Source organism: Cohnella hongkongensis, from assembly GCF_042654645.1.
Classification (GTDB): domain Bacteria; phylum Bacillota; class Bacilli; order Paenibacillales; family Paenibacillaceae; genus Cohnella; species Cohnella hongkongensis.
Genome location: NZ_JBHSEP010000004.1, coordinates 338,874 through 363,588 on the forward strand (window position 1 = coordinate 338,874; position 24,715 = coordinate 363,588).

Here is a 24,715-nt window from a genome sequence, read left to right on the forward strand (position 1 = left end):
GCAAGCCCATACTTTTCACAAGGGGGACAAGAAGTTGAAAAAATTATCGAGAAGCGTGTCCATGTCGGTTGCCATTTGTTTGCTGTTCGTATTGGCCGCCTGCGGTACGAATAAGGAAGCTCCGTCCGCCTCTTCGCCTTCGGCCGGGGGAGCGGAATCCGCCGAAGCGGCCAAGCTTCGCATCGTATGGTGGGGCTCGCAGGCGAGGCACGACGCGACGAAGCAGGTGCTCGATTTGTATTCCAAGAACCATCCGGGCATTACGTTCGAGCCGGACTTCTCCGGCTTCGACAGCTATTGGGACAAGCTTGCGACCCAGTCTGCGGCCAGGAACGCGCCGGATATTATCCAGATGGACGCCCAATATTTCAACGAGTATGCCGGCCGCAACCAGTTGGCCGATCTGTCCGAGGGAGTCAACGTGAGCGATGTGGATCCCAATCTGCTCAGCGCCGGCAAATACCAGGACAAGCTGTTCGCGATTCCGATCGGCAGCAACCCGTTTGGCATCGTCTACAACAAGACGGCGATCGAGAAGATGGGCATCAGCGGACCGGGCGACAATTGGACATGGGACGAGCTGTTCCAGTTGGCTCGCGATATTCAACCGAAGCTGGAGAAAGGGAAATACGCGCTGCGCGATTTCACCGTCGACGGCGAAGTGTACGAAATGTTCCAGCTCAGCAAGGGCAAAGGCCCGCTCTCTACTCCGGACGGCAAGCTTAACTTCGACGAGCAAACCTGGTTGGAGTGGTGCGCCCTGTTCGCCCAGCTGAGGGAGGAGGGCGTCGTGCCTCCGGCCGAGATTTCCGTATCGGAGAAAAAGTACGATCCGCAGCTCGATCTGCTGCTGAACGGAACGGTATTGATCAAGCAGAGCTACGCTTCGGATTACCCGGCATGGGACAGTGTGCAGCCCGGCGTGTTCGGCCTGGTGAAGGCGCCTCGGAGCGAGCAAGCCGGAGGATATATTAAACCGGCTATGTATTGGGCGATCAGCGCAGAGTCGGAGCATATCGAGCAGGCCAAGAAGTTTATCGATTTCTTTATCAACGACAAGGAAGCTGCGGACATTCTCGGCGTTACCCGAGGCATTCCCGTCTCGTCTCAGATTATGGATTATTTGCAGCCGAAGCTGGACGATGCGGCCAAAGCCCAGCAAGGACTTATCGATGCGACCAAGACTGACGCCAACCCGTTCGCGGTCGGGCCTAAAGGGTTCGGCAATTTTATTGTCGATTTCAACAAGGTGGGCGCAGAGGTTGTCTTCGATCGGATTACTCCCGAACAGGCTTACCAGGACATCGTGAAGCATTGGGATGCGGACATTAAGTAAGCGGATTAGGAAAAGAGGTCAGCGAAAATGAATAGACAGCTGAGTGGAATCGTCGTTCCGATCTTCACCCAATTCAACGCGCAGGGCGAGGTCGACCTGGAGGCTATGGAAGCCCACCTGGAGGCGCTGATTCGCGCCGGGGTGGATGCGATCTTCGTCGGCGGATCGGCGGGAGAGTTCATCGCGCTGGACGTGGAGGAACGGGAGCGCATAACGGAGAGGCTCATGAAGGCGACGGCGGGCAGGGCTCCCTTCCTGGTACATGTAACGGCCGCGAATCTTCGCGATAGTTTAAGGCTTGCGGATCATGCGCGCTCGTTCGGCGCAGACGCTCTGGTCGCCGTATCTCCCTGGTTCTGGAAGCATGACGACGAGTCGTTGGCAGACTTTTTCGGAGCTATAGCGAAGCGGGCCGAGGATACGCCGCTCTATCTGTACAATATGCCGCATACGGGCAACGATCTGAAGCCGGAGCTTGTGCAGCGCCTGATCCGGGAGCATGACAACATCGTCGGACTGAAGAACAGCCAGGACGATATGCTGCGCACTCTGACGTATTCGACGATGCCGAATACGTCGTTCTTCACCGGCTCGGATACGACGGCGCTTTACGCGCTGTCCCATGGCGCGGACGGCATTATATCCGGAATGATCAATGTCGTGCCGGAGGTGTTCGTCGCGCTGCGGCGGGCGGTGAACGCCGGCGATATCGCCGCGGCGCTGAAGTGCCAGAAGGAGCTGCATCAATACGCGCAATGGTTTGCCGGAGATATTCGCAGAATGAAGGCCGGAGCGGAAATGGCCGGATACGGCTCCAGACGCTGCCGGGAACCGCTCGGCACGCTGTCGGATACGGAGTACGAGAAGCTTCGGACGATACTGGAGAAGGAGCTGCAGCCATGACATTCGCCGATCGGGATTTAAGAGGAATCGTTCCGCCTTTATTCACCCCGCTGAACGAGGATGAAAGCTTGGACGAAGCCAGCTTCGTGAAGCTGATCCGCCATTGTCTGGACGGCGGGGTCCACGGCTTGTTCCCGATGGGGTCCGCCGGGGAAGGCACCAATGTAAGCAGAGCGGTGTGGGAGCGGGCGAATGCGCTATGCCTGCAGGAAGCCGGAGGCAAGGTCCCCGTCTATTGCGGCGTGATCGACGTCTCCACCCCGCGCGTAATCGAGGGCATTAAGAAGGTGGAGCAGCACGGGGCGGAGTATGTGGTGGTCACGCCGCACTTCTACATGAATACTTCGTGCCAAGCCGAAGTGGTCCGGCATTTCGAGACGATCAGCCGGCAGACGGCCGCCCGGATTATGGTGTATAACATTCCCGCCCTGACCCAGGTGAACATCCTGCCGGAAACGGTGCTGGAGCTGGCCAAGATCGATCGCGTGATCGGATACAAGGATACTTGCGGCAGCTGGGACCAGCATTTCAAGACGCTGACCTTGCTTGAGGGAACGGCTTTGCGGATATTTTGCGGCGGCGAGGAGCTGTGCGGAACGAGTCTCTTGTTCGGAACGCACGGAAGCATTGCGGGGCTGGCGAATTTGTTTCCTGAAGTTTTCGTGGAAATCTACGAGGCCGGCCGGCGAGGGGACGTCGCTCGCACGAAAGCGCTGCAGCAGAGAATCAACGACATCAAGAGAATATGCGGCATCGGCAGCTCCTGGCTGACCGGGATGAAATATACGATGCAGAAAATGAATCTGGGCGGCTCCAAAGCGTCCGTGCCCGTTGAACCTCTTCTGCCGGAAGAGGAACGGCGGATCGACGCTTTGCTCGAAGAGCTGAAGGCTTGACCGGAATAAAGGAGGGTACGGCGATGAACTGGGAGAAGGGCGGTCGCGCGGCGGAGATTCGGGGACTAAGCGACGCCGTCGTGCTGAACAATGGCGTACGGATGCCCTGGTTTGGGCTTGGGGTATTTCAGGCGAATGAAGGGGAGGAGGTCAAGAAAGCGGTTCTGACCGCGATCAAGGCCGGTTACCGAAGCATCGATACGGCGGCTGCGTACGACAATGAGCAAGGGGTCGGGGAGGCCGTTCGGCTAAGCGGCGTCGCCCGGGAGGAGCTGTTCATAACGACCAAGCTGGCGAATCCGGATCAAGGCTACGATAGCGCAATGCGGGCGTTCGAGGCCAGCTGCCGCAAGCTGCGGATGGATTATATCGATCTCTATTTGATCCATTGGCCGGTAGCGGGGAAATATCGGGAGAGCTGGCGGGCGATGGAGAAGCTGTACGAGGAGGGGCGGATTCGCGCCATCGGCGTCAGCAACTTTCAAATTCATCACTTGCGGCATTTGATGGAGGGGAGCGCAGTCGTGCCCGCCGTGAATCAGGTGGAGCTGCATCCCCGGCTGTCGCAGCGGGAGCTGAGGCAGTTCTGCAGCGAGCACGGCATACGGGTGGAGGCTTGGAGCCCGCTCATGAAGGGTCAGCTGCTGGACGATCAAACCCTCTTGCGGCTGGCGGCCAAGTACGGGAAGACGCCGTCTCAGATAATTTTGCGGTGGGACGTGCAAAGCGGCATCGTTACGATTCCCAAATCGGTCAAGGAAGCGCGCATACGCGAGAATGCGGACATCTTCGACTTCGAGTTGACCGACGAGGATATGACGGCGATCGATAACCTGAATCAAAATTACAGAATCGGACCCGACCCGGACAACTTTGATTTCTAGCAGGGGGGGGCGGCAGCGCAAGCCGGAAGCTTGCCTGCCGCTTTTTCCTTTTTTGAACATCGAGATGCGCCTGCGTCCGGGCGAAGCGCGGCTTTAATCCGTGTCGGAGCCGTCCTCTTCCTCCTTCTCCAGCCGTCGCTTGTCGATTCCTTTGCGAATGCCGAAGGCGTTGGCCGCCCCCGCGTCGTCGTCCAGCTTCGAGTAATTGGTTTTCCTGAGGCCTTCGGCCGCCTTGATGCTGTGCATCAATCGGCAGCAGCAGGACGAGAAAATGACGTGTCAACCTGTGAATCGGCGGGTAATCCCCAAATGAGTCCAAGATCAACGCGTATAGTCTCCCATCTGTGGTACAATAGAACAAATGTTCTGTAGTGGGGGAGCGCAGCATGACCGATACGATATCCCTGACCGTCAGGGGGCTTGTGGAGCATGTGTTTCGAAGCGGCAGTCTCGATTCCGGCTTCCGGGCGGCAAGCGCGATGGCCGAGGGAACGAGGGCGCATCAGAAGCTGCAGGCGAAGTACGGGGAGCGCGATCGCAAGGAGGTGTACTTGAGCGCGGAGATCGCTTGCGGGGATCTCTTGTTCGCGGTGGACGGACGATGCGACGGCTTGCTGATCGGCGAAAACGGAGAGGCGACGATCGAAGAGATCAAATCGACGGCCAGAGACTTCGCCTCGATGACGGAAAGCGAGACGCCGGAGGTTCATTGGGCGCAGGCGCATTTTTACGCGTATATGTATGCGGCGGAAAATGGCGCCGATCGGGTGCGCGTCCGATTGACCTATGTCCAGACGAACACGGAAGAAATCCGGAGGTTCGAACGGGAAACGACGAAGGCCGAGTTGGAGGCATACGTTAGGGACGTGCTGGAGGCGTATGCCCCGTACGCGCGCATGCTGGCCGATAATAGGCGGCTCAGGGACGAGAGCATAGCAGGACTGGAATTCCCGTTCGCAGCTTACCGCGAAGGACAGAGGAAGCTGGCCGGGGCCGTCTACAAAACGATCGGCGAAGGACGGAAGCTGTTCGCCCGGGCTCCGACCGGCATCGGGAAGACGGTCTCGACGTTGTTCCCCGCGATCAAGGCGATCGGAGCAGGCAAGCTGGAGCAGTTGTTCTATCTCACCGCCAGGACGATTACTCGAACGGCTGCGGAGGATACGCTGGCGCTCATGGCGGAGAGGGGGCTCGGGATGCGCTCCGTGACGATTACGGCGAAGGAGAAGATTTGCTTCCAGGACGAAGTGGACTGCCGCCCCGAGCGTTGTCCTTACGCGAACGGTTATTACGACCGAATCAACGAGGCGATCCTCGACCTGCTCGGCGGCGAAACGCTGATCCGCCGGGAGACGATCGAGCAATATGCGCGCAAGCACGTCGTATGTCCGTTTGAAATGTCGCTTGATGCAGCGTACGGAGCGGATGCGGTCATCTGCGACTACAACTATATTTTCGATCCGCGCGTTTCTTTGAAGAGGCTGACGGGAGAGCAGAAAAAACGGTCCGTTCTGCTCGTGGACGAGGCGCACAATCTGGTCGACCGCGCGCGGGAGATTTACTCGGCGGCGCTGGAGAAACGGGAGTTTCTGGAGCTGGAACGGGAGTTCAAGGGGGTCAGCCCCTCGCTTCACGCGGCGGCGAAAGCCGTTAACAAATGGTTTGTTTCGTTGAGAAAGCAGACCGGCGGCGAAACGCTTGTCTCGAAGCAGGTTCCGGAAGGGCTTCTGGAGCTGGTCGAAGAGTTCGCGGTGCGGGCGGAGCGAGAGCTGGCCGGCGGCGGACCGGGGGCTGGAAGCGAGCGGCTGCTGAACGCGTACTTCGCCGCGGCGAGTTGGATACGGACGGGAAAGCTGTACAACGAACGTTACGTCTCGTACGCGGAGTTCGAGCGGAACGAGGTCCGGCTCAACATGTTCTGCCTGGATCCGTCGCATCTGCTCGCCCAGACGGGCAGAGGGTTTCTGGCGCACGTCTTTTTCTCCGCGACGCTGTCCCCGCTGGGCTACTACATGGATATGCTCGGGGCCGGAGAGGAGGACTACTCGGTGACGCTCGGATCTCCGTTCGCGAAGGAGCAGTGGGAAGTAGAGATCGTTCCCCTCTCGACGAGGTATGCGGACCGGGAGCGGACGAGGGAGCGGCTGGCGGCGGCGCTGCTGGATTTTGCGGGACGTCGGCGGGGCAACTATCTCGCGTTTTTCCCCTCGTACGAATATATGAACGGCGTTTACGAGGAGTTTGCGGCCCGGTCTTCGGGAGAGGGCTGGCAAACGCTGCTTCAGACACCCGATATGGCGGAGGAGGAGCGGGAGCGGTTTTTGGGCCGGTTCGACGCGGCGAACGAAGGGACATTAATCGGTTTTGCCGTAATGGGAGGCATCTTCTCGGAGGGGATCGACTTGACCGGGGACAGGTTAAACGGGGTCGCCGTCGTCGGAGTAGGCATGCCGCAGCTCGGGCTGGAGCGCAATCTGATCCGCGGCCACTTCGACGAGCGGGGGGTAAGCGGCTTCGACTACGCTTACGTGTACCCCGGCATCAACAAAGTGCTGCAGGCCGGAGGCCGGCTTATTCGCACCGAGCGCGACCGCGGCCGGCTGATGCTCGTCGACGACCGCTACTTGCAGCCGAAGTACGCCCGCCTGCTCCCGAAGGAATGGCGGGGGTGATCGCGCCGTATGAATGGGGGTACGGTCTGGCGGACCGGAAATGGGCGTGCTAGGGGGCGGCGGATTTTAACGTTCTGGTACGCCGTTAAATAGGGTTGATCGCCAAGCGCGAAGCGGTAACGGTCTTTTAAACCGTTAGCGGGGCCGATGTGCACCATTGTGGGGCCAATAGCGATCCACCAGAGCGCTAGATCGAATAAGCGCCAAGGCACTTTTTTGGCCTTGGTTCGGGGCCTGGGAGGCGCGCAGGCGCTTTTTTGGCCTTGGTCCCCGGCTAGGGAAGTGCCAAGGCACTTTTTTGGCCTTGGTCCGGGGCTTGGGAAGAAGCGCGAAGGCACTTTTTTGGCCTTGGCTCCGCGGCTAGGGAAGCGCCAAGGCACTTTTTTGGCCTTAGCTCCGCGGCTAGGGAAGCGCCAAGGCACTTTTTTGGCCTTAGCTCCGCGGCCTGGGAGGCGCGAAGGCACTTTTATGGCCTTGGTCCGGGGCTTGGGAAGAAGCGCGAAGGCACTTTTATGGCCTTGGCTCCGCGGCCTGGGAAGCGCCAAGGCACTTTTTTGGCCTTGGTTCGGGGCCTGGGAGGCGCGAAGGCACTTTTTTGGCCTTGGCTCCGCGGCCTGGGAAGCGCGAAGGCACTTTTTTGGCCTTGGCTCCGCGGCTAGGGAAGCGCCAAGGCACTTTTTTGGCCTTGGTCCGGGGCCTGGGAGGCGCGAAGGCACTTTTTTGGCCTTGGTCCGGGGCCTGGGAGGCGCGAAGGCACTTTTTTGGCCTTGGTCCGCGGCTAGGGAAGCGCCAAGGCACTTTTTTGGCCTTGGTCCGGGGCCTGGGAGGCGCCAAGGCACTTTTTTGGCCTTGGTCCGGGGCCTGGGAGGCGCGAAGGCACTTTTTTGGCCTTGGCTCCGCGGCCTGGGAAGCGCGAAGGCACTTTTTTGGCCTTGGTCCGGGGCCTGGGAGGCGCGAAGGCGCTTTTCTGGCTGCAAGCCGATGTGCCGGGGAGTTGAGTTCCGCAATCAACCTTCGGAACTCTTGTGGGCGTCATGGCACTATGATATATTAGGTGTTACCTAATATTTTAAGGCGCTAGTTAAATAACGATTTTACCGGAGAGGGGATCGCGGAATATGCTGGAGTGGGTGCTGCGCAAAGTGATGCTGGAGAGAGGCGTATGGTCGGGCGCTCAGCTGCTGCGGCTGCTTCAGGACAAAGCGGGATACCGGTTGTCCGCGCCGTCCATCAGTGCGCTTATTAACGGGCAGCCCAAGCAGATGAAGAGCGAGACGTTGGACGCCCTGTGCACGGCGCTGGAGTGCTCGCCCGGCGATCTGTGGGTCCATACCTCTCCTGATCAAACGAAGGGAGCTTAACGAAAGTGTCCGTACTGCATATCGTCCCTTTCGGGGAATCCATCTTGCGCAAGAAAGCGAAGCCGGTCGAAGCGGTGACGCCGAAGATCTCCAAGCTGCTCGACGACATGGCCGAGACGCTGTACGCAGCGGAAGGCCGAGCCGGTCTGGCCGCGCCCCAGGTCGGCATTTTGCGGCGGGTGATCGTCATGGATTGCGGCAGCGGGCTGATCGAGCTGATCAATCCGGAAATTATCGAGACGAGCGGGGAGCAGGAAGGGGCGGAAGCTTGCCTGTCTTACCCCGGATATCACGGCTTCGTGAAAAGGGCAAACTACGTCAAAATCACGACGATGAACCGGCAGGGAGAGACGGTCGAGCTGGAGGGAGAAGGATTTCTCGCCCGGTGCATTCAGCATGAGATCGATCATCTGAACGGCATCCTGTTCGTCGATCATGTTCAGGGGCCTTGGTTGTTCGCGGATCAGACGCAGGATAAAATTCCTCTGTTCGACGTCGTCAAGCTGACCAACCAGGGACTGTAGCGGAGGTTCTCGGGCCGGCGCGGCATTCGGCGGGCCATCATCGGGAGTTACGGAACGCCAGCGGGTTTAGATCGGCGCCGCTTATGTCCGCTGGCCTTGCGCTTAAAGGCTTCGGCATCGTTTTCCAATGAACGGGTTCGAACGGACGCGGACAGGGAACAATGTTAAAGCCTATTCAAAAAGCGCAAGGAGGATTTCGAATGTCTGAGCATAATCATGTGGTCGACAAGGACGGCGATATCGCGCCGGACAAAGTAGGGGACGCCATTTCCAGAATCGACCCTTCGGAACGCGACCGTATCTTGAGGAATTTCGAGGAATTCAAAGGCTATCTTCACCGAAGAATTCGCATGGCCGAAAGCATCGGCATGAGCGAGGAGCAGATGGCGGTCATCGCGCAGAAGGTCGCCGACTACCTGGCCAGCCACGAGGAGCCCCGCAATAGCGAGGAACTGCTGCTGCAGGAGCTGTGGAAAGCCGGGACGGAAGAGGAGAGGCATGCGCTCTCCCATATGCTGTTGAGACTGGCTCAAGGTACCCGGATGCAGTAACCCGACAGACGTAACCCGACAGACGTAACCCAACAGACGTAACCCAATAGACGTAACCCGACAGAAGTAACCCAATAGACGTAACCCGATAGACGTAACCCGAGACGTAACCCGATAGACGTAACAGACGTAACCCGACAGACGTAACCCGACAGACGTAACCCGACAGACGTAACCCGACAGACGTAACCCAATAGAGCAGGTCCCCCCTTCCGACGGTTGGGGAGGCGTGCTCTTTCAACGTTTCATAGGGGCGGTCCCGCCGCCGGGAAGCTGAAACCTATCCGCCGAACGCTGCGTCTGAATAATGAGGTGATCGTGCTGATGAAGAAAAGGAACGGGATAGCGGCGGCGCTTGCCGCTCTGCTGCTCTTGTCGGGCTGCGGCGCTTCGAAGCCTGCGGGAGAGCCGATGCCGAGCACGCAGGAGAATCCGGCCTCGCCGGAAAGGAAGACGGAGATCGCAATTGTAAAGTGGGGGGAAGCGGAATTCGGTCAGGCGGTCGTCAGCCGCTCGCAGCGGTTCGGAAGCGTGTATCCGGCGCCGCTGGGCGAGTTCCCGGCAGGGGAGAGTCTACAAGCGTTCGTGGAAGCGTTCCGCGACGCGGAGAAAATGGAAGGCGTCCTGGATATCGGCAAGCCGGAGTATGACGTGTCGTTCGTCGGCGAAGACGGCGAGGCGGGCTTTCATCTGTGGCTGGGCTATCAGCCGGGCTCGAGAGGCTTATATACTTACGTAGAGGATACGGGAACGGGATATACGCTGACGGAGGAGCACACCGACCGGTTAAGGGAGCTGATCCGGTCGCTGGACTACACGCCGGATCAAGCTTCCGCAAACGGGGACATCGTGAACCTGCACGGCGAGCTGACCAACCTGGACAAGTGGACGAATTTCGTCGAGCAGGTCCAGGCAGAGAATCCGAGCGAGGCGCATATGACGTCCTATACAATCGAAGGGGATCCGATTTTCGAAGATTTCATTTTCGACGGACAGGCGATCCAGTATACGTACGACAACACGATGGACGCTTTCGGGGTGCCGAAGAGATCGATCGATTACTGCAAAAATCTGGAGCAGGACGGCGGTCGCTACACGTTGTCCAAGTGCGGCAGCGAACAGCCGCGTATCGTGCTGGAAGTGTTATAAGTTATAGTGAAACTCGTGTCGCCCGCTGCCGACGATCCGTTGGCCGTCAGGCAGGACCACGGTCGCCCGGGTATTCGCCGGAATTTCTACGGACAGCCGGATCATGTCCCCGTTTCTTTCCCATGCCGAGCAAATCGTTCCGTAGACCGACTCGTAGGAGGCTTTGGCGAACGAGAAGCCGCTCTTCGTGTCGGGATCGATGAGGATGTGCCGATAACCGGGCTCCAGCTTGTCGATCCCGCCCAGGCGGCGGTAAAGCCAGTCTCCTACGCATCCCAGCGCATAGTGATTGTAGGATACGTTTGTCGCCCGGCCATCGGGCAGAATGGCCTGCCAAGCTTCCCAGATCGTGGTTGCGCCCTTCTCCACCGCGTAGAGCCAGGAGGGGCACTCGGTTTGCAGCAGCAACCGATAGGCGACAGGCTGCCGATCGTTGTCGCACAGCACGTCGAGCAGGTAAGGCACCGACACGAAGCCGGTATCCAGCTTCCAGCCGTTGCCCCTGATCAGCGCAACCAAATGGTCGACCGCCTTGTCCCGAAGCCGGTCCGGCAGCATATCCATGTGCAGCGCCAGTACATAAATTCCTTGGAAGTGGGCGGTCAGCAGGCCGTCCTCCCGTACGTACCTTTTGGCGAAAGCTTGCCGAATGCGCCGATTCAGGCGTCTGTAATGAAGCGCGTCGTCGGCCTTGCCCAGAAGCTCTGCGATGTCGGCAAGAAGACGCGCCGAATGCGCATAGAAGCAAGTGGACACCAATTCTGCGGTCAGGTAGGCGCTTTTGCGCATATCGATCGCTTTCTCGCCGTCCCCCATGCTCAGGCTAGGGATCAGCCAATCCCCAAAGTGCAGTCCGGCCGGCTCCCACACCTCTTCCGGAGCCTCGCTTCGTATGAACTCCAGCCACTTTTTCATGGCCTCGTAATTGTCGCGAAGCACCTGCAAATCGCCATACTGGCGGTAAAGGACCCAAGGGAGGATGACGATGGCGTCTCCCCAGCCCGCTGACGAATAACCGTAAGGCTGCTTCAAGAAGCGCTTGAAGCCCTCCGTAAAAGGAACCACGCTGGGGATCCGGCCGTCTTTGAGCTGTTCGAATCGGACGTTGCGCAGCCAGCCGCTCAGAAAGGCGTACATCTCCATATTAAAGCAGGAGGTAGGAGCGAACGCCTGGATGTCCCCCAGCCACCCGGCCTTCTCCCGCTGCGGGCAGTCGGTCGGAATCGAGACCATGTTGGATCGTTGGCTCCAGACGATGTTGGCCTGCAGCCGATTAATCCGGCTGTCGGAGCATTCGAAGCTGCCCGAGGGACGAAGGTCGGAACCGATCACGATGCCGGTAAAGTCGTTCGGATCCAGAACTCCCGGATACCCCGTTATCTTGACGTAACGAAAGCCGTGGTAAGTAAACCGGGGCTCGAACTCCTCCGAGGCGTCGCCGCGCAAAATAAAAATGTCCTTCTGATCCTTGTTTTTGCCGATAATATTATTGCGGAAGTTGCCCTGCTCGTCCAGGATCTCTCCATGCTCCAAGACGATTCTCGTCCCGGCCGGTCCGGAAGCTCGAAATCTCATTCGGCCTGCGATATTCTGACCCAAATCGATGATCGTTTCGCCCTTCGGAGACTCGACGATCCGCAGAGGGCGTATGGCGGCGACGGCGCGCACCGGCTCCGCGTATTGAGCGGTAAGATGGTCATATCCGAAGGGAACAGGCGCTGCCTGCGCCCAATTCGAATCGTCGAAGCCCGGTTCGCTCCAGCCGTCCTGCCGCAAGCGCGCATCCGTCATTTCCCCGATAAACAAATCCGAGTAGACGATTTCACCGAAAGAACAACGGAACTGCTCGTCGCTGGGTATCGTCATGACGCTGCCGCCGACGGTCTCGATCTCCAGCTGGAGCAGCAAGGAAAGGCGGTCGCCGTAGCTGCAGCAATCGCCCGTCAGCCCGATTCGGCCTGCGTGCCATCCGTCGCCGAGCATGGCGCCCAGCGCGTTCGCGCCGACGCGCACCAGCTTCGTCACGTCGTACGTCTGATACTGCAGGCAGTTCTCGTAGGAGCTGAACTCCGGGGCAAGCTCCTGATCGCCGACCTTGCTCCCGTTGAGCTCGAGCTGATAAAGTCCGCGAGCCGTGGCATAGATCCGGGCTTTCTTTACCGTTTCCCGGACCGTGAATTCCCGTCGGAGCAGAGGGGCCGGCTGCAGCTGCTCCTCGGAGGCGTTGACCTGTTCAGGCTCGATCCATTGGGCCGTCCAGTCCGCGGGAGAAAGCAGCCCCATCTCCCACCACGCGCATTCGCTCCACAACGATTCGATCCCTCGTTCGTCCCAAACCTTCACCCTCCAGCAATAACGAACTCTAGACTGCAGGGGCGGACCTTCGTAAGGCACGAAAACCGATTGATCCGATTCGATCTTTCCGCTGTCCCAAACAGCCGTTTCCGGAAACAAGCCTTCAATGCCTACGACAATCCGGTACGCCGATTGCCGGATATTGCGCCTGTCCGCATGCAGCTTCCAACTAAAACGCGGACGCAAACGATCGATTCCAAGCGGATTGACGCGATTTTCCAGCCTAAGATCGGCAACTGCGGTCCGCCCGTCATCCGGTCCGCCGGCGGCCGGCGAATGGTCGTCCATGCTCCCGCCTCCCTTCATCCTTTAACCGCTCCGCTTGCAATGCCCTGCACGAATTGCTTCTGCAGCACAAGGAACAGCAGAACGAGCGGCAGCGAGCCGATGATGACGGCGGCAAAAATCAGGTTCCACTGATTAACGAATTCCCCTGTGAAGGAATAAATGGAAAGCGGAATCGTTCGGGAGCTTTTGCTCTGAAGGAACAGCAGCGGCACGAAAAAATCGTTCCAGATCGTCAGCGTGTTCATAATGAGCAGCGTGGATGTGACCGGCTTCAGGAGCGGAAATAAAATGGACCCGAACGTCCGATAAGGGCCGCAGCCGTCGATCAGCGCCGATTCCTCGATTTCCTGCGGGATGGACTTGTAGAAAGCGGTGTACAGGAACACGGAGAACGGCAGTCCGAGCGCAATGTAAATGAGCACAGGGCCTGCGAATTTGCCGATCAGGTTCAGCTGACTTAGCAGCTTGTATAAGGGAATCATCGTCATTTGGAACGGAATCATCATGCCGGACAGAAAGTACAGATAAGTGGCGGTCGCCCATTTTTTCTTGCGGCGCGACAGCGGATAGGCAGCAGCCGAGCTCAGCAGGATGATCAGGATGACGGAGGAGACCGAGATAACGACGCTGTTGACGAGCGAAGTTCCCATTAACCCCTTTTTCCAAGCCTCCGAGAAGTTCGACCATTCGAAGGAGGACGGCAGGCTCAAGGGGCCGCCCAGGAGCTGTTCCGGCGTCTTCAGCGCGACGAAGAGGGCGATCAGAATCGGAACGAGCACGATGACGGCCCATAGAGCGAGAATCAGGGACAACAACCAACCGTTGCGTTCGCGAAGCGCCATGTCAGTGCTCGACCTCCCTTTTTCTTAATGCGAAAATCTGTATCATGGAGAAAACCAGAATGATCATGAACATGATGACGGCGATCGAGCTGGCGTATCCCATTCGATCGAAGGCAAAGGCTTGCCTGTACAGCAGGATGGACAGATTTTCGGTCGAGGTGCCGGGCCCTCCGTTCGTCATGACGAAGATCGTGTCGAAAACCTTGATGCCAACAATCATGTTGACCACGATATTCACCGTAAAGGAGGGAGCGATAAGCGGAAAGGTGACATTCTTGAACATGCTCCATTTTCCGGCCCCGTCCAGGTAAGCCGCTTCGTACACGTCCGAAGGAACGGACTGGAGCCCGGCGACGTAAATGATCATCGTAAATCCGACGAAATGCCAGACGCTGACGAAGATGACGCTATATATGGAAAGCCGGCTGTCGCCCAGCCAATCCCGGGCAAGTCCGTCCAGTCCGAAAGCCTCCAGAAGCGTATTGAGGACTCCGTCGGAGGGGCTGTACACATAAGCCCAGATGTATCCGATCGCCAGAGCGCTCAGCATGACCGGAACCAGATACCAGACCCGCATGATCCGTTGGATTTTGCCCGTTCCCTGCATTCCGAGCGCCAGCGTCAAGCCCAGCGCGTTCTTGACGATCGTCAGGCAGACGGCGATGAGCAGCGTATTGCGGATCGCGTTCCCGACATCGGAATCGTTGAATAACCTAATGTAATTGTCTAATCCGATGAAGCGCGTTTCCGGGTTCAGTCCGTTCCAGTCGGTCAAGCTGTAGTAAAAACCGCTTAGGACCGGGACGACCAGAAACAAGGTGAAGACCGCAAAGGCCGGAAGAATAAACGTGATGTCGGTCCCGAATCTCTTCAAAATGTTCCCTCCTAAAATGGTTCTAATAAAATGCCGGACGCATGGCTGCGCCCGGCTTCGAAACGTATGCGCGAGTCGTTATTGCATGGAGGCTCCGTCCTGGAAAGCTTTGTCCATGGCTTTGAGCATATCCGGTATCGGGCGTCCCGCAAAGACGCTCTGAATCTGCTGCTGCATGACCAGTTGAACGGTATTCGGCCATACGGCGTCCAGGAAGTAATAGCTTCCGACCTTCAACGCTTCTTCCATCTCCTTCAGGGCCGGATCGAGATCGACCGTCACATCCGTAAACGCCGGGAACGAATTGACCGAGCTCAAGTAAAATTGGGCGATTTCCGGCCGCGTAAGGAACTCCATGTACTTCTTGGCTTCCTCGGGATGCTTGGTTTTGGCATAGACGCCGCCGAACAGGGACGGCATCGACGATACCCAGACGCTCTCACCGGCTTTCGTGTACGGAAGCGGGAACATGCCCAGCTCGAGGTTCGGATTGGCTTCCTTGATCGCGGCGATGCGTCCGTGCAGCGTTACCGTCATGGCCACCTTCTCCGAAGCGAACATCTGCATCGCCTGATCGTTCGAGGTGCCCAATACGTCGCTGTTGAAAAAGCCCTTTTCGTTCAGCGCCATATAATCCTGCATCATTTGCTCCCAGGCGGAGCCGGTGAACTGCTGCGTGCCGGCGTACATGTTCTTGTCGAAATCCGGGTTGTCCCGATAGATGGCGGACGGCGCCATCGCGTAGGGAATCATTTGCGTGACGAATTGATCCTTTAACCCGAGGCCGAGCGGAACGACGCCGGAATCTTTGATTTTGCGGCTCGCCGCCAGAAACTCGTCCCAGTTGGTCGGTACGGCGATGCCGAGGTCATTGAATATTTTTTTGTTGTAGATGACGCCGATCAGATTTTGCCGGTTGGGCAGGCCGTATACCTTGCCGTCTTTGCTGGCCGTCTCCCTGGCGGTATCCGTCAATCTCGCCACCCAGGGCTGATCGCTCAAATCCATCAAGTAGCCGGCCTTCACCAGCGAATCCTTTTTCGTACCGGCGAAGATGGTGAAGATGTCCGGAGCGTCGCCGGAAGCGAGCTTCGTTTTGATGACGGTTTCAAACTGATCCACGGGAGCGGTCTGCAGCTCGATCCGGATTCCCGGGTTTTCCTCTTCGAACCGGCGGTTGACCTCCGGCATATAGGTCGTATCGGAGGTGTTCGCCATATACATGTTGAGCACCACCTGCTCCTTTTGCTCTCCGGGAGCCGCGGCTTTCTTTTCTTCCTTTGAGCCGCAGGCCGTGGCCGTCAGCGCCAGCAGCGCGACAAGCAGGAGCGCGGCTTTTCCGGTGAAACGTCGATGTTGTCTCATTTTCTGTGATCCTCCCTTTTGACTTGAACGCAATCCTATTATTGCGGATAAAGCCCGCGCTTGAAGTCCTGCTTATTTTCCATTCCGGGGGGAATTTTTTTTCTGTTTGCCGTATTCGCTGGGAGTTATTCCGTACGTTTTCTTGAAAAGCTGACTGAAATACTTGGGATCCTCGTAGCCGATGCGTCGGCTTATGTCCGACAGGCTTAAAGTGCCGGTCTCCAGCAGCGATCGGGCCCGTTCCATTCGAATTTCCAGCAAGTAATCGGAAAAGTTGACGCCCAGCTCGTTCTTGAACACTCTGGACAAATACCCGACGCTGACATGGTGATCCTTGGCGAACTGCTGCAAGGAGTCGGGAGCCTCGAACGCGTGCTTGACCCGATGCATCAGCAGCTGTACAAGCTCGCGCGCATCCAGATGGCTGGTCCCTAACCGGTTGACGTAACCGGCGAGCTTGCGCTCCAGCCAATCTCCCAGCTCCGCATAGGAGAAGGAACTCCCGACGGCCGCCGAAATTTCGTGGTGCTCGGCGATCTTGGATCCGAGGGAGCGGGTTAGGCTGAACTGCAGAGCAATCAGCATATCCGTAAGGAAAACGGTCAAATCCTTCATCGTGACGCTGCGGAGCCGAAGCTCCTGCAGGATCGCGTTCAGCTCGTCCCGCGCTTTTCGCAGTTCCCTTTTGGTCAGATAGATCTCAAGCATTCTGGCCTTATCCCAAACCGAAGCGAGATCGGCGGGGACAGCCTGATACAGCGGGTCGGTCAGCGTACTGTCCTCCAGCCTCATCTGCCGTCCGATGCGTTCGAGCGCGTGCCCGTAGGCGGAAAACAGAGCTTCGCCAGCCTCCTTCACCTGGTAGGTCGTATGCACGAAGGGGCATTGCCGCTTGGCGGCCTCGTGTATGCCTCTTGCCCAATCGGCAGCTCCGTGCAGTACCGATTCCCTGGACGGGCACGGAATGATCGCGCATTGCGTTTGCGCATCGGGAAAGACGCTTCGGGTGCCGGAAGGAAGACCCTCCGGCCGTTCTTCTCTTCCTTCAAGCATCCGGCCATCCGCAGTATCCCGATTTCTCAAGGCGGACACCACGATAACGCCATATTCCCCGGTCATGCGCTCTTCCTGGTCGACGGTTTGTCCCAGAAGCTCGCGCATCAGCATCCAATCGCTCAGCCTTCGATTTTTGTCCCTCTCTTCGCGAAGCTCGAGAAGCGTACGGTCAACCGCCTGAAAAAGGGCCTCTTCCTTCAGCGGCTTCAGCAAGTACTCCTTTACTCCCAACTGCATGCCTTGGCGGGCGTAGGCAAAATCGTCGTATCCGCTAATCAGGATGGCGGCCATATCGGGGAACTGCGGCTTCAGCGCCGCGATGAGCTCCAGTCCGTCCATCTTGGGCATGCGGATATCGGTAATCAGAAGATCCGGACGGACCTTGCGGCAAAGCTCCAGAGCCTTAAAAGCGTCAGATACGGGATGCACCCGATGGTCGGACAGGTAGGGCTCAAGAAGCAGCTTGATTTCTTCCAGCGCCATCGCTTCATCTTCCGCGACGAATATATTCATGATGGTTGTTCCTCCTGATCCAGCCTTATCGTATCGTCCGGCACAGCAAGCCTCACCCGAAAGCCTCGGTCCGGGGCGCCGTCGACCCGGATTCCGAACGGCTCACCGAACAGAAGCCGCACTCTGCGCTGCACGTTGACCAGGCCGATGCCCAATCCTTCGGCTTTGCCGTTCCGGCTATTCGGACTTTCGTCCTCCGGACTCTTCTCGAGCCGGCTTCGGAGGTCCGCCAGCCGTTCCTCCGAAATTCCCGGACCCGTATCGGACACCTCGATCAGAATCGCCCGAAGGTCGAGTCCCTCGCTCTCGCTTCGAACGATTCCCCGCTCGGCCCGGATTTCGACCGCGCACGCTTCCAGGCTTTGTTCGACTCCGTAGATCACCGCGTTTTCAACCAGGGGTTGGAGAGTCAGCCTGGCTATGCGGCACGCCAGCAGCGGTTCGGGCACATGGCAGCGGAAGATCAGCTTGTCCGAGAAACGCAGCTCCTGAATGCGCATGTAATTTTGAATGTAGTCCAACTCCTCGCCCAAGGAAACCGTTCGCTTCCAGTCCTTCAGGCTGTAGCGGAACAAATCCGCCAATGAGCCGATCATCAGGCTCACGTCCGCAAGCCCGCGCTTGCGGCAAAGCGCTTTCATAATGTTGAGCGTATTGAACAGCATGTGGGGATTGATCTGTGCTTGAAGCGCTTGAAGCTGGGAGTCCTTCTCGCGCAATTCGGACTGGTATACCCGATGGAACAGATGATCCACGCTTTCCAGCATAATATTGAAAATGCGCGAAAGCTGGCTGATTTCATCCCGATTGCCTTTTTCGAGCAAACGAACTTTAAAATCTCCCATCTCGACCCGTTTCATGCTGACCATGACTCTGGACAAGGGCTTGATCATGCCGGAAACCAGGTAGTAGGAGCATGCGGAGACAATAACCAGAAATACGGCGCCCAGCCACATCAGCATATTTCTGATTTTAATAGACTCCTTGATCGCTTCCGTATAGGGAAGAATGGATACCGTCCGCCATTTGGTGTTGGACGACGAGGCGGCGGCGTAGAGATAGCGTTCCCCGTCCCATTGGAGGATGCCGGACGAATCGGCCAGCCCCTCAAGCGCGTCCGCGTCCAATTCGCGGCCGGTGAGCTGCCCGCGATTGTCGAACATGACATGGCGGTCCTGAAGGACCACATATCGCGGGGCGATTTTTTTGTCGAGGGGGTATTCGTTCCCGATCACGGCCTGGAACAGCTCGATCTGCAGATCGAGCTTCATGAAGGCCAGTCTTTTGCCGGACTCTACGTCGTTAATCGGTCTGACGAGCGAAAACACCTGACGCGGCTTCAGCATCGGGGTCGTCTCCCGGCCGGTCGGCATATAGAGCAGGACCGGAGCGCCGTTCCCGGACATGACTTCATACCAGGGCTCTTCGCGGACGGAAAATCCGGGACGGGGGCTGTCCCCGTTCGAGAGACTGAAGACCCGTCCGTCTTCGGCGTAAATGTATACGCCCTGGATGAACGGCCACGGGGACGACAACAGCAGCATGCGGTAATTTAATTCGTTGACGTCCTCCTGCGAGCCCAGCACAGACGGTTTATTTAATACCCTCTGGATAATAGGATCGCTTAACATCGAAATGGACAGTCTTTCGATATTCGTCATATGAACGTCTACGGTCTTAATCATCTGTCGGATGGTCGTGTCCATCAGATCCTCGGTCCGATTTTTGTAATCCTTGCTCATTTTCAAATAGACCAACGTGCCGATCACAATCAGGCTGATTAAAAAAACAACCGATAGGGCCGCCGATATTTTATTTTTCAGACGCCAATCTGCCCAACTTGCCATTGCCCCATTCAGTCCTTCCGGAAGACCGCCGTCCATATGCGGATGCGGTCGGCTTCCTCTGCATTGTAAATCCATCCTTCCTATTCGGATAAGAGGGAATTTGCTCATTTATCATAATCCAAGCCGGGAATGACGTATAGGGGCCGATGGACTTGCGCTGCTTGCAAATGCTGGAAAACCCGAAAAGCCCCTCTGCCTGAAAGGCGGGGGGCTCATTCGCGAGGTCGGGGAAAAGTCACTTGTTCGTGCTATGCTGCTTGCCCGGCAGATGCTTGCCGCTGCTTTCTCCGCCGCTGCCCTTGGTTTGACGTTTGCGGTTCCTGCGGTCCTTGTCTTGGGTATCGTGCAATTTCTCGACGAATTCGTGCGTGTCGTCCATGCGAAGCAGGAGGCCTCCTTGGAATGCGAATTTCCGTTATACGATGCCCAACAAGCGCGGAGAGAATACGAAAGGGAGGCTAGAGGCCTCCCTTTCGGCATTTCTAGAACTCGATAGAGCCGGCCAGCTCGGCGCCGTTCTCTCCCGCATGATAAACGGAAAGCGTGTCCTGGCCGTCGTCTACGACGAGGTAAGGGCAGCAGTCGAACAAAATCAGGCCTCTAAGCTCTCCTTCTACCCGAATCGATTCGTGGAAGCCCTTGGTCAAATCCGTAAAATCGTTGGCGGTATAGGCGACGATCTCGTCGCCGATTCTCTCGGCGTAATGATGTCCGGTTCTGCTGACGATCTTGTCGCGGGGGGCGGCGTGAACGCGTCCGCTGAAATAAGCGTCGACCGCATCCTGCTCCTTGCCTGCGGCGAATTCCGGCCAGAGATCGCTGAACACCATATAGCCGTTCTTGTCGTTCTTGATCAGGATCATCGGAACCTGCATCGGACCGTACGGGAGCACGAACAGGTCCTGGAGTTCGCCGATGCGGTCCTTGCCTTTCGTCTGGTACAGCGGGCCGTTCTTGTCGTACACGTACACTTGCTTCTCGATCTGGACGGCGGCATAGTCGCCTTCCGTCTGAACGGAGGCCTTCAGAGCGCTGGATGAAGAATTGCTCTCGGCGGCATAGGCAAGCGAGGGAACCGTCAAGGCGCAGGCAAGCGCGGCGGCGGTCAGGAAACGGGCGGTTTTTTTCATGTTCGGGGAATCTCCTTTGATATCTGATTCGGGAAGCCTGGACCGTGCACGGCCCAGGCTTCGATCGGATCCGTCGAGGAGTATTATAGTTTGTTCCCGTAACGGCGGTAAGTTACCGCCGTCATGCTTTTGGTCACGTGACGGTCATGCGCCGCTCCGCCGTCTCGCTTGGAGCGCGGACGTCTCTCATGAGGTAAGGATAGAGCAGGATGAGCCCGGCCGCGAACAGCGCCGCCGCAAAATAAGCGGGCAGCAGATGAACGAAATCGACGTAGCCGATGCTGTAGTGAACGCTCAGGCCGGCGACGAAGGCCGGCGTTCCGCCCGCGAGAAGCGTCCACCAAAGCCAGCGCTCTCCTTGCCGGATTCCCCATAGAGAGAGAACAAGCAGCATAACGGCATTGGAGAACAAGGCGCCGCCGAATCCCGCCCGGTCATGGGCGATCAGCGGAATCAAGCGCGGATTGGCCGCATCAAGCTCCGCTGCGGCAACGCCCAGGAAGGCCAGATCTTGAGGGACGAACACGGTCGTCACGCCGACGCCCGCGATAACGAGGCCTCCGATGCTGAGCGACAAACCCAGGGCGACGAAGAGGAGCTGTCCCCACAGCCCGAGCCGCCACTCCCGGCTGTTGCGCAGATTAACCGGCTCCCGGAACGGCTGGTCGGGATTGCGGCGCATCGACAGCAGGAACATCGGAAGCAGCAGGGCCGCTGCGGCGGCGTGCAGCGGATCGAAGAAGCCGTAGCCCAAGTACAGAAAAAAACTCGGGAAGCCGACGGCTCCGGAGGTCAGAACGGCCGTTCGCGCCCAGTGCTGACCGTACCTCATTCCGTATTGGCCGAGCCGATAATAGAGAATGCCGATGGAGATCATCGTTCCCGCCAGCGTAATTCGGTCGTGAGACATAAAGTGCAGCAGATGCTCGTTGATCCGGCCGATCTCGTCTCGCGTCATGCCCAAATACTGTTCGTCATAGGGCAGCAGCACCGAAGATTCCGCAATAAGCCACGCGACGATGCCGCCGACGATCATCCCCAATCCGAGCAGACACATCCATCCCCAGTGCTTCCAGAAGGACGGGGGCGCGGGCGTCGGTTGATCGGCTATGCGTTCATGAATGATCGCTTCGTTGATTCTTTTCGGCAGCCCCGGGCCCGAATGAACGAGCCCGCTGTTCAGGAGCAGATGATCCGCTCCGGCGCGAAGCGCGTCGACGGCGTCCTGCGGCTCGTGGATGCCGGCAGCCGTATGGATCGTCCAGCTGCCGACCGGGAGCTCCTCACGGATGATCTTGATTTTCTCCAGCGCGGCCTCCTTGCCCCCCGCTCCAACCCGAACGGCGCCGTCGGACGTCCGCCAGGCGCCGCCGATGGCGCAGCCGCTCCACAGCCTGCGATCGAGGGCCGACAGCATCGGCTTCAGCTGCGAATTCGGGAAGTCTAACGGAACGTACAGGAAAAACAGCGGAGCACGCTCGGCGGTCAAGCCGCGGATGCAGGCGTCGATTTGTTCGAGCTGCGCCAGATTGTCCTCCGTCGACCGGTCCGCCGACAGCGCTTCGACGTATAACCCCGAAGCATTCGCCAGAGAGAAGGCGTCGGCGAGCAAACGCAGCTGCGCGACCGCTTGATCGGGCGAGGCTTCCGGCTCCGGGGCAATGCGGACCCAGCGGGGCAGCCCGTCCTTGGCCTCCTCCAGCATCCGGAGCGCTCGAACAAACCCGGGATTCTCGTATTCGTCCGGGTAGACGATCGTTCCGGAGGCTCGATCGCTGCGGATCGGAGCGTTGCTGACGATCGGACGCACCGTAACCGGACCGACTTCGATAAAGCCGAAGCCGAATTGCGACAGCGCCCGATGGGCGATCCCGGAAGGATCCGCGCTCCCGGACAAGCCCAGAGGAGTCTGGATCGGCAAGCCCGAAATCCGGTCCCGCAGCAGGGGAGAAGGCTCCATATGCCCAAGCGTCTTGATCAGGAACGTTCCGCCCGGAATGCGGCTGATTCGCCCCATCGCCCCCAGCGTAAAGCTGCGCGCGGCGCGGGACGGCAGCCTGGACAGGACGGGCTTAAACAAAGTGTGATAAGACCAATCCGGCACGCCATGACCACTCCCTTAATCTAGTCAGCAAAAGTATACCATAACCGGAAGGAGGGGCGGGCGAAGCCGCGGAGACCGAGAGGCCGGGCAACCGCCGATGGTTGTCGTCCGATATCGAACCTGATAAGATGCCTATAGGTTATTGCGATTCTATTCGAGCGATGGGAGACCGGCGTCCAATATGAAATTCTCCGTGCAGTTTTTATCGTTCTTCGTCATTCATCACGAGGGCTCCGATCCGGACGGCCCTAAGAGATATAAGCATTATCAAACGCTGACGCACGAGGAGTACCAGGACAGCGAGCTGAAGGCGTTCCTCGACGGAGAGTTTAAGCGAATCGCCAAGCGGAAGGCCGAGGTCAACGCGGCGTCCGAGAACGTGCCGACGAAGATTGGCAGGTTTATCGTGGAACCGGGGCACGACTTGACGAGCAACCCGAACTACAACCTGTTCCAACGACTCAGGACTGCCGTCGACAAGACGGAATTCCACAACTTCAGCGATGACGTGCTTCGTCTGTACATGGATACCAACTCGGTGCGGGGAGGCGCGTTCGTCCTGGCGACGGCGAAGCTGAACGAGCTGTACGACGACCCGTTCCTGTTTCTGTTCAAGTGCGACTTCGAGTCGAAAATCGCCCGAGTATCCGACGAGCGCAGCCTGATTACGCAGGTGGAGATGGCGATCAACGCCAAAAACATCAAGGCGATCCAGTATCCGCACATGCCCGAGGAGGGCATGATCGAGGAATGGGAGCTGAAGATCCATCAGGCCTCCCACGCGCGGTATTTCGAGGATTTCCTGAAATACGTCAGCTACGAAAAGTCGAAGCCGGAAATCGTGGCCGATCAGGTGCTGGAGATGGTGAACCAGTACATCGAGACAAAGTGGCAGGCGGCGGATATTCCGTACTATGACGCGGGAGCGGAGGAGGAGGCCGCCGACGTGCCGGTGACGGAGGAAGCGGCGGCTCTCCGGCAGGAGAAGCAGCAACTCGATGTCTGGGCGGCGGGCGAGAAGCGGGAGCTTCAGGAAAAATGGTCGCACGACCACGTCATGGAAGCCACGAAGCAGCTGGTGGAGCTGCAGCCGGACCTGGAGCTCAGATTCAAGCTGGACGACATTCTGATCAAAGGGCATATGGAAGACTACGGCCACAACATCCACATCGCCAGAATGAACGGACGGTACGTCGTTCTGATCGAAGGGGATTCGTTCCAGTTCGAGAAGGGCGTGTCGCCGATCGAGCTTCTTCATCCGGAAGAGATGCAGGACGTGCTCGAGCGCGTCGGCAACGGCGTACGCAGACGCGCGAGCGGCGAGGCTCCTTCTCTGGACTAGGGGGGGGGGGGGGGGGCGGTCAATGTTGTCAGGTTAAGCCGTTGTCGTATGCGATCGACGGCATACGGTCGATGGTATGCGACCGATCGTATGCGATCGAAGGCGCGCAACCGGCCGGCACCGTCTAACGGTTGCAGTGGCGCTTAATCGATCGTTTTCCCGAAAAAGGAAAAGCTAACGGTTGCCACCGCGCTTATTTTGGGGTTATCGAGCGAAAACGCGTGCTTTCGGCTGAAATAGCCGCTGCCGCAACCGTTACAACCTCCGTACTGCGAAAAGGGCACAATTAGCGGCGCTGGCAACCGTTACGTTAGTGGGCTGGCGGGGGCTCGAGTGTGTTGGCGTGTGTTGGCCTGGACTGGCGGGGTTAGCGGAGTGCGTAGGTTGGTCTGGGCTGGCGGGGGGCTCGCGGGGTTGGTGGAGTTGTCAAGAAAAGTGCAGTTTGAAAACACCCTCATACAGAAATCACGTTGCTATGCTGCTTGTGACAGCATTCTTTCGCGATAGATAGCCACTTTTGGTTCGGTGCCGAGGCGCTGAAGTCTCTCTGGATCAGGTTCTCGCTCTTTTGAGCTGCGGCATCCTCGCGTGTAATACCGTTCGGGTGACGCTTCGCTTTCTGCAGCAGCCCGTGCTTCTTCATGAGGCGATAGACGGTGCTGTAGCTGGTGTGGATGTCTATTTGCGACAGCGCCAGCAGCATGCGCCGGGCACCGTAATTTT

General features: G+C 58.2%; 21 protein-coding genes. 10 read left to right on the forward strand and 11 right to left on the reverse strand.

Annotation, left to right across the window (positions count from 1 at the left end; translation table 11 throughout):
• The first annotated feature begins 34 nt into the window (after positions 1–34).
• From ACFO3S_RS08800 to ACFO3S_RS08815, 4 genes are read left to right on the forward strand one after another with little or no spacing between them, the layout of a single operon-like run.
• Positions 35–1,336, forward strand: coding sequence for an ABC transporter substrate-binding protein (locus ACFO3S_RS08800; RefSeq protein WP_378094479.1), 1,302 nt, complete (start codon positions 35–37; stop codon positions 1,334–1,336).
• 27 nt (positions 1,337–1,363) lie between these two features.
• The gene (locus tag ACFO3S_RS08805) at positions 1,364–2,239 is read left to right on the forward strand and encodes a dihydrodipicolinate synthase family protein (RefSeq protein ID WP_378094481.1); all 876 of its coding nucleotides are present in this window, start codon (positions 1,364–1,366) and stop codon (positions 2,237–2,239) included.
• Complete coding sequence (locus ACFO3S_RS08810; RefSeq protein WP_378094483.1) at positions 2,236–3,135, forward strand: dihydrodipicolinate synthase family protein; 900 nt, start codon at positions 2,236–2,238, stop codon at positions 3,133–3,135. Before ACFO3S_RS08805 ends, ACFO3S_RS08810 begins: the two co-directional genes overlap by 4 nt.
• A 23-nt stretch (positions 3,136–3,158) precedes the next feature.
• A complete protein-coding gene (locus ACFO3S_RS08815) occupies positions 3,159–4,019 on the forward strand; it encodes an aldo/keto reductase (RefSeq protein WP_378094485.1) in 861 nt (286 codons plus the stop codon).
• 93 nt (positions 4,020–4,112) lie between these two features.
• Here the strand turns inward: ACFO3S_RS08815 and ACFO3S_RS08820 are convergent, their stop codons facing one another.
• A complete protein-coding gene (locus tag ACFO3S_RS08820; RefSeq protein ID WP_378094487.1) occupies positions 4,113–4,265 on the reverse strand; it encodes a hypothetical protein in 153 nt (50 codons plus the stop codon).
• Positions 4,266–4,405: 140 nt separating this feature from the next.
• Between ACFO3S_RS08820 and ACFO3S_RS08825 the strand changes: the two genes are divergently transcribed.
• The 5 genes from ACFO3S_RS08825 (at position 4,406) to ACFO3S_RS08845 (ending at position 10,276) form a co-directional block, all read left to right on the forward strand.
• Complete coding sequence (locus ACFO3S_RS08825; RefSeq protein WP_378094489.1) at positions 4,406–6,691, forward strand: helicase C-terminal domain-containing protein; 2,286 nt, start codon at positions 4,406–4,408, stop codon at positions 6,689–6,691.
• A gap of 1,118 nt (positions 6,692–7,809) precedes the next feature.
• Entirely contained in the window at positions 7,810–8,052 is a 243-nt protein-coding gene (locus ACFO3S_RS08830) for a helix-turn-helix domain-containing protein (RefSeq protein ID WP_378094491.1), read from the forward strand.
• Between the two features lie 5 nt (positions 8,053–8,057).
• On the forward strand, positions 8,058–8,576 hold the full coding sequence (gene def / locus ACFO3S_RS08835) for a peptide deformylase (protein ID WP_378094493.1): 519 nt from the start codon (positions 8,058–8,060) through the stop codon (positions 8,574–8,576).
• A 200-nt stretch (positions 8,577–8,776) separates the two neighbouring features.
• A complete protein-coding gene (locus tag ACFO3S_RS08840) occupies positions 8,777–9,127 on the forward strand; it encodes a DUF3243 domain-containing protein (RefSeq protein ID WP_378094495.1) in 351 nt (116 codons plus the stop codon).
• 324 nt (positions 9,128–9,451) lie between these two features.
• Positions 9,452–10,276 (forward strand): DUF4362 domain-containing protein, encoded by an 825-nt coding sequence (locus tag ACFO3S_RS08845; protein ID WP_378094497.1) that lies wholly within the window; start codon positions 9,452–9,454, stop codon positions 10,274–10,276.
• Here the strand turns inward: ACFO3S_RS08845 and ACFO3S_RS08850 are convergent.
• From ACFO3S_RS08850 to ACFO3S_RS08890, 9 genes are all read right to left on the reverse strand, one after another.
• The gene (locus ACFO3S_RS08850) at positions 10,271–12,919 is read right to left on the reverse strand and encodes a family 78 glycoside hydrolase catalytic domain (RefSeq protein ID WP_378094499.1); all 2,649 of its coding nucleotides are present in this window, start codon (positions 12,917–12,919) and stop codon (positions 10,271–10,273) included. The genes ACFO3S_RS08845 and ACFO3S_RS08850 overlap by 6 nt on opposite strands.
• 14 nt (positions 12,920–12,933) lie before the next feature.
• Positions 12,934–13,761, reverse strand: coding sequence for a carbohydrate ABC transporter permease (locus tag ACFO3S_RS08855; protein ID WP_378094501.1), 828 nt, complete (start codon positions 13,759–13,761; stop codon positions 12,934–12,936).
• Between the two features lies 1 nt (position 13,762).
• The gene (locus tag ACFO3S_RS08860) at positions 13,763–14,635 is read right to left on the reverse strand and encodes a carbohydrate ABC transporter permease (RefSeq protein ID WP_378094503.1); all 873 of its coding nucleotides are present in this window, start codon (positions 14,633–14,635) and stop codon (positions 13,763–13,765) included.
• A gap of 78 nt (positions 14,636–14,713) precedes the next feature.
• Entirely contained in the window at positions 14,714–16,000 is a 1,287-nt protein-coding gene (locus tag ACFO3S_RS08865) for an ABC transporter substrate-binding protein (protein WP_378094505.1), read from the reverse strand.
• Positions 16,001–16,072: 72 nt separating this feature from the next.
• Complete coding sequence (locus ACFO3S_RS08870) at positions 16,073–17,569, reverse strand: response regulator transcription factor (RefSeq protein WP_378094507.1); 1,497 nt, start codon at positions 17,567–17,569, stop codon at positions 16,073–16,075.
• Positions 17,566–19,416: a cache domain-containing sensor histidine kinase gene (locus ACFO3S_RS08875; protein WP_378094509.1), complete on the reverse strand. Its 1,851-nt coding sequence runs from the start codon at positions 19,414–19,416 to the stop codon at positions 17,566–17,568. The genes ACFO3S_RS08870 and ACFO3S_RS08875 overlap by 4 nt, the downstream gene beginning before the upstream one ends.
• A gap of 235 nt (positions 19,417–19,651) precedes the next feature.
• Positions 19,652–19,795, reverse strand: coding sequence for a DUF4023 family protein (locus ACFO3S_RS08880; protein ID WP_378094511.1), 144 nt, complete (start codon positions 19,793–19,795; stop codon positions 19,652–19,654).
• Positions 19,796–19,898: 103 nt separating this feature from the next.
• Positions 19,899–20,546, reverse strand: coding sequence for a hypothetical protein (locus ACFO3S_RS08885; RefSeq protein ID WP_378094513.1), 648 nt, complete (start codon positions 20,544–20,546; stop codon positions 19,899–19,901).
• A 133-nt stretch (positions 20,547–20,679) separates the two neighbouring features.
• A complete protein-coding gene (locus ACFO3S_RS08890; RefSeq protein WP_378094515.1) occupies positions 20,680–22,650 on the reverse strand; it encodes a dihydroorotate dehydrogenase in 1,971 nt (656 codons plus the stop codon).
• A gap of 181 nt (positions 22,651–22,831) precedes the next feature.
• Between ACFO3S_RS08890 and ACFO3S_RS08895 the strand changes: the two genes are divergently transcribed.
• Positions 22,832–23,992 (forward strand): DUF3900 domain-containing protein, encoded by a 1,161-nt coding sequence (locus ACFO3S_RS08895; RefSeq protein ID WP_378094517.1) that lies wholly within the window; start codon positions 22,832–22,834, stop codon positions 23,990–23,992.
• A 454-nt stretch (positions 23,993–24,446) separates the two neighbouring features.
• Here ACFO3S_RS08895 and ACFO3S_RS08900 read toward each other — a convergent pair.
• Positions 24,447–24,715 (reverse strand): IS3 family transposase (locus ACFO3S_RS08900; RefSeq protein ID WP_378094519.1); only part of this gene is annotated, 269 nt, incomplete at its 5' end.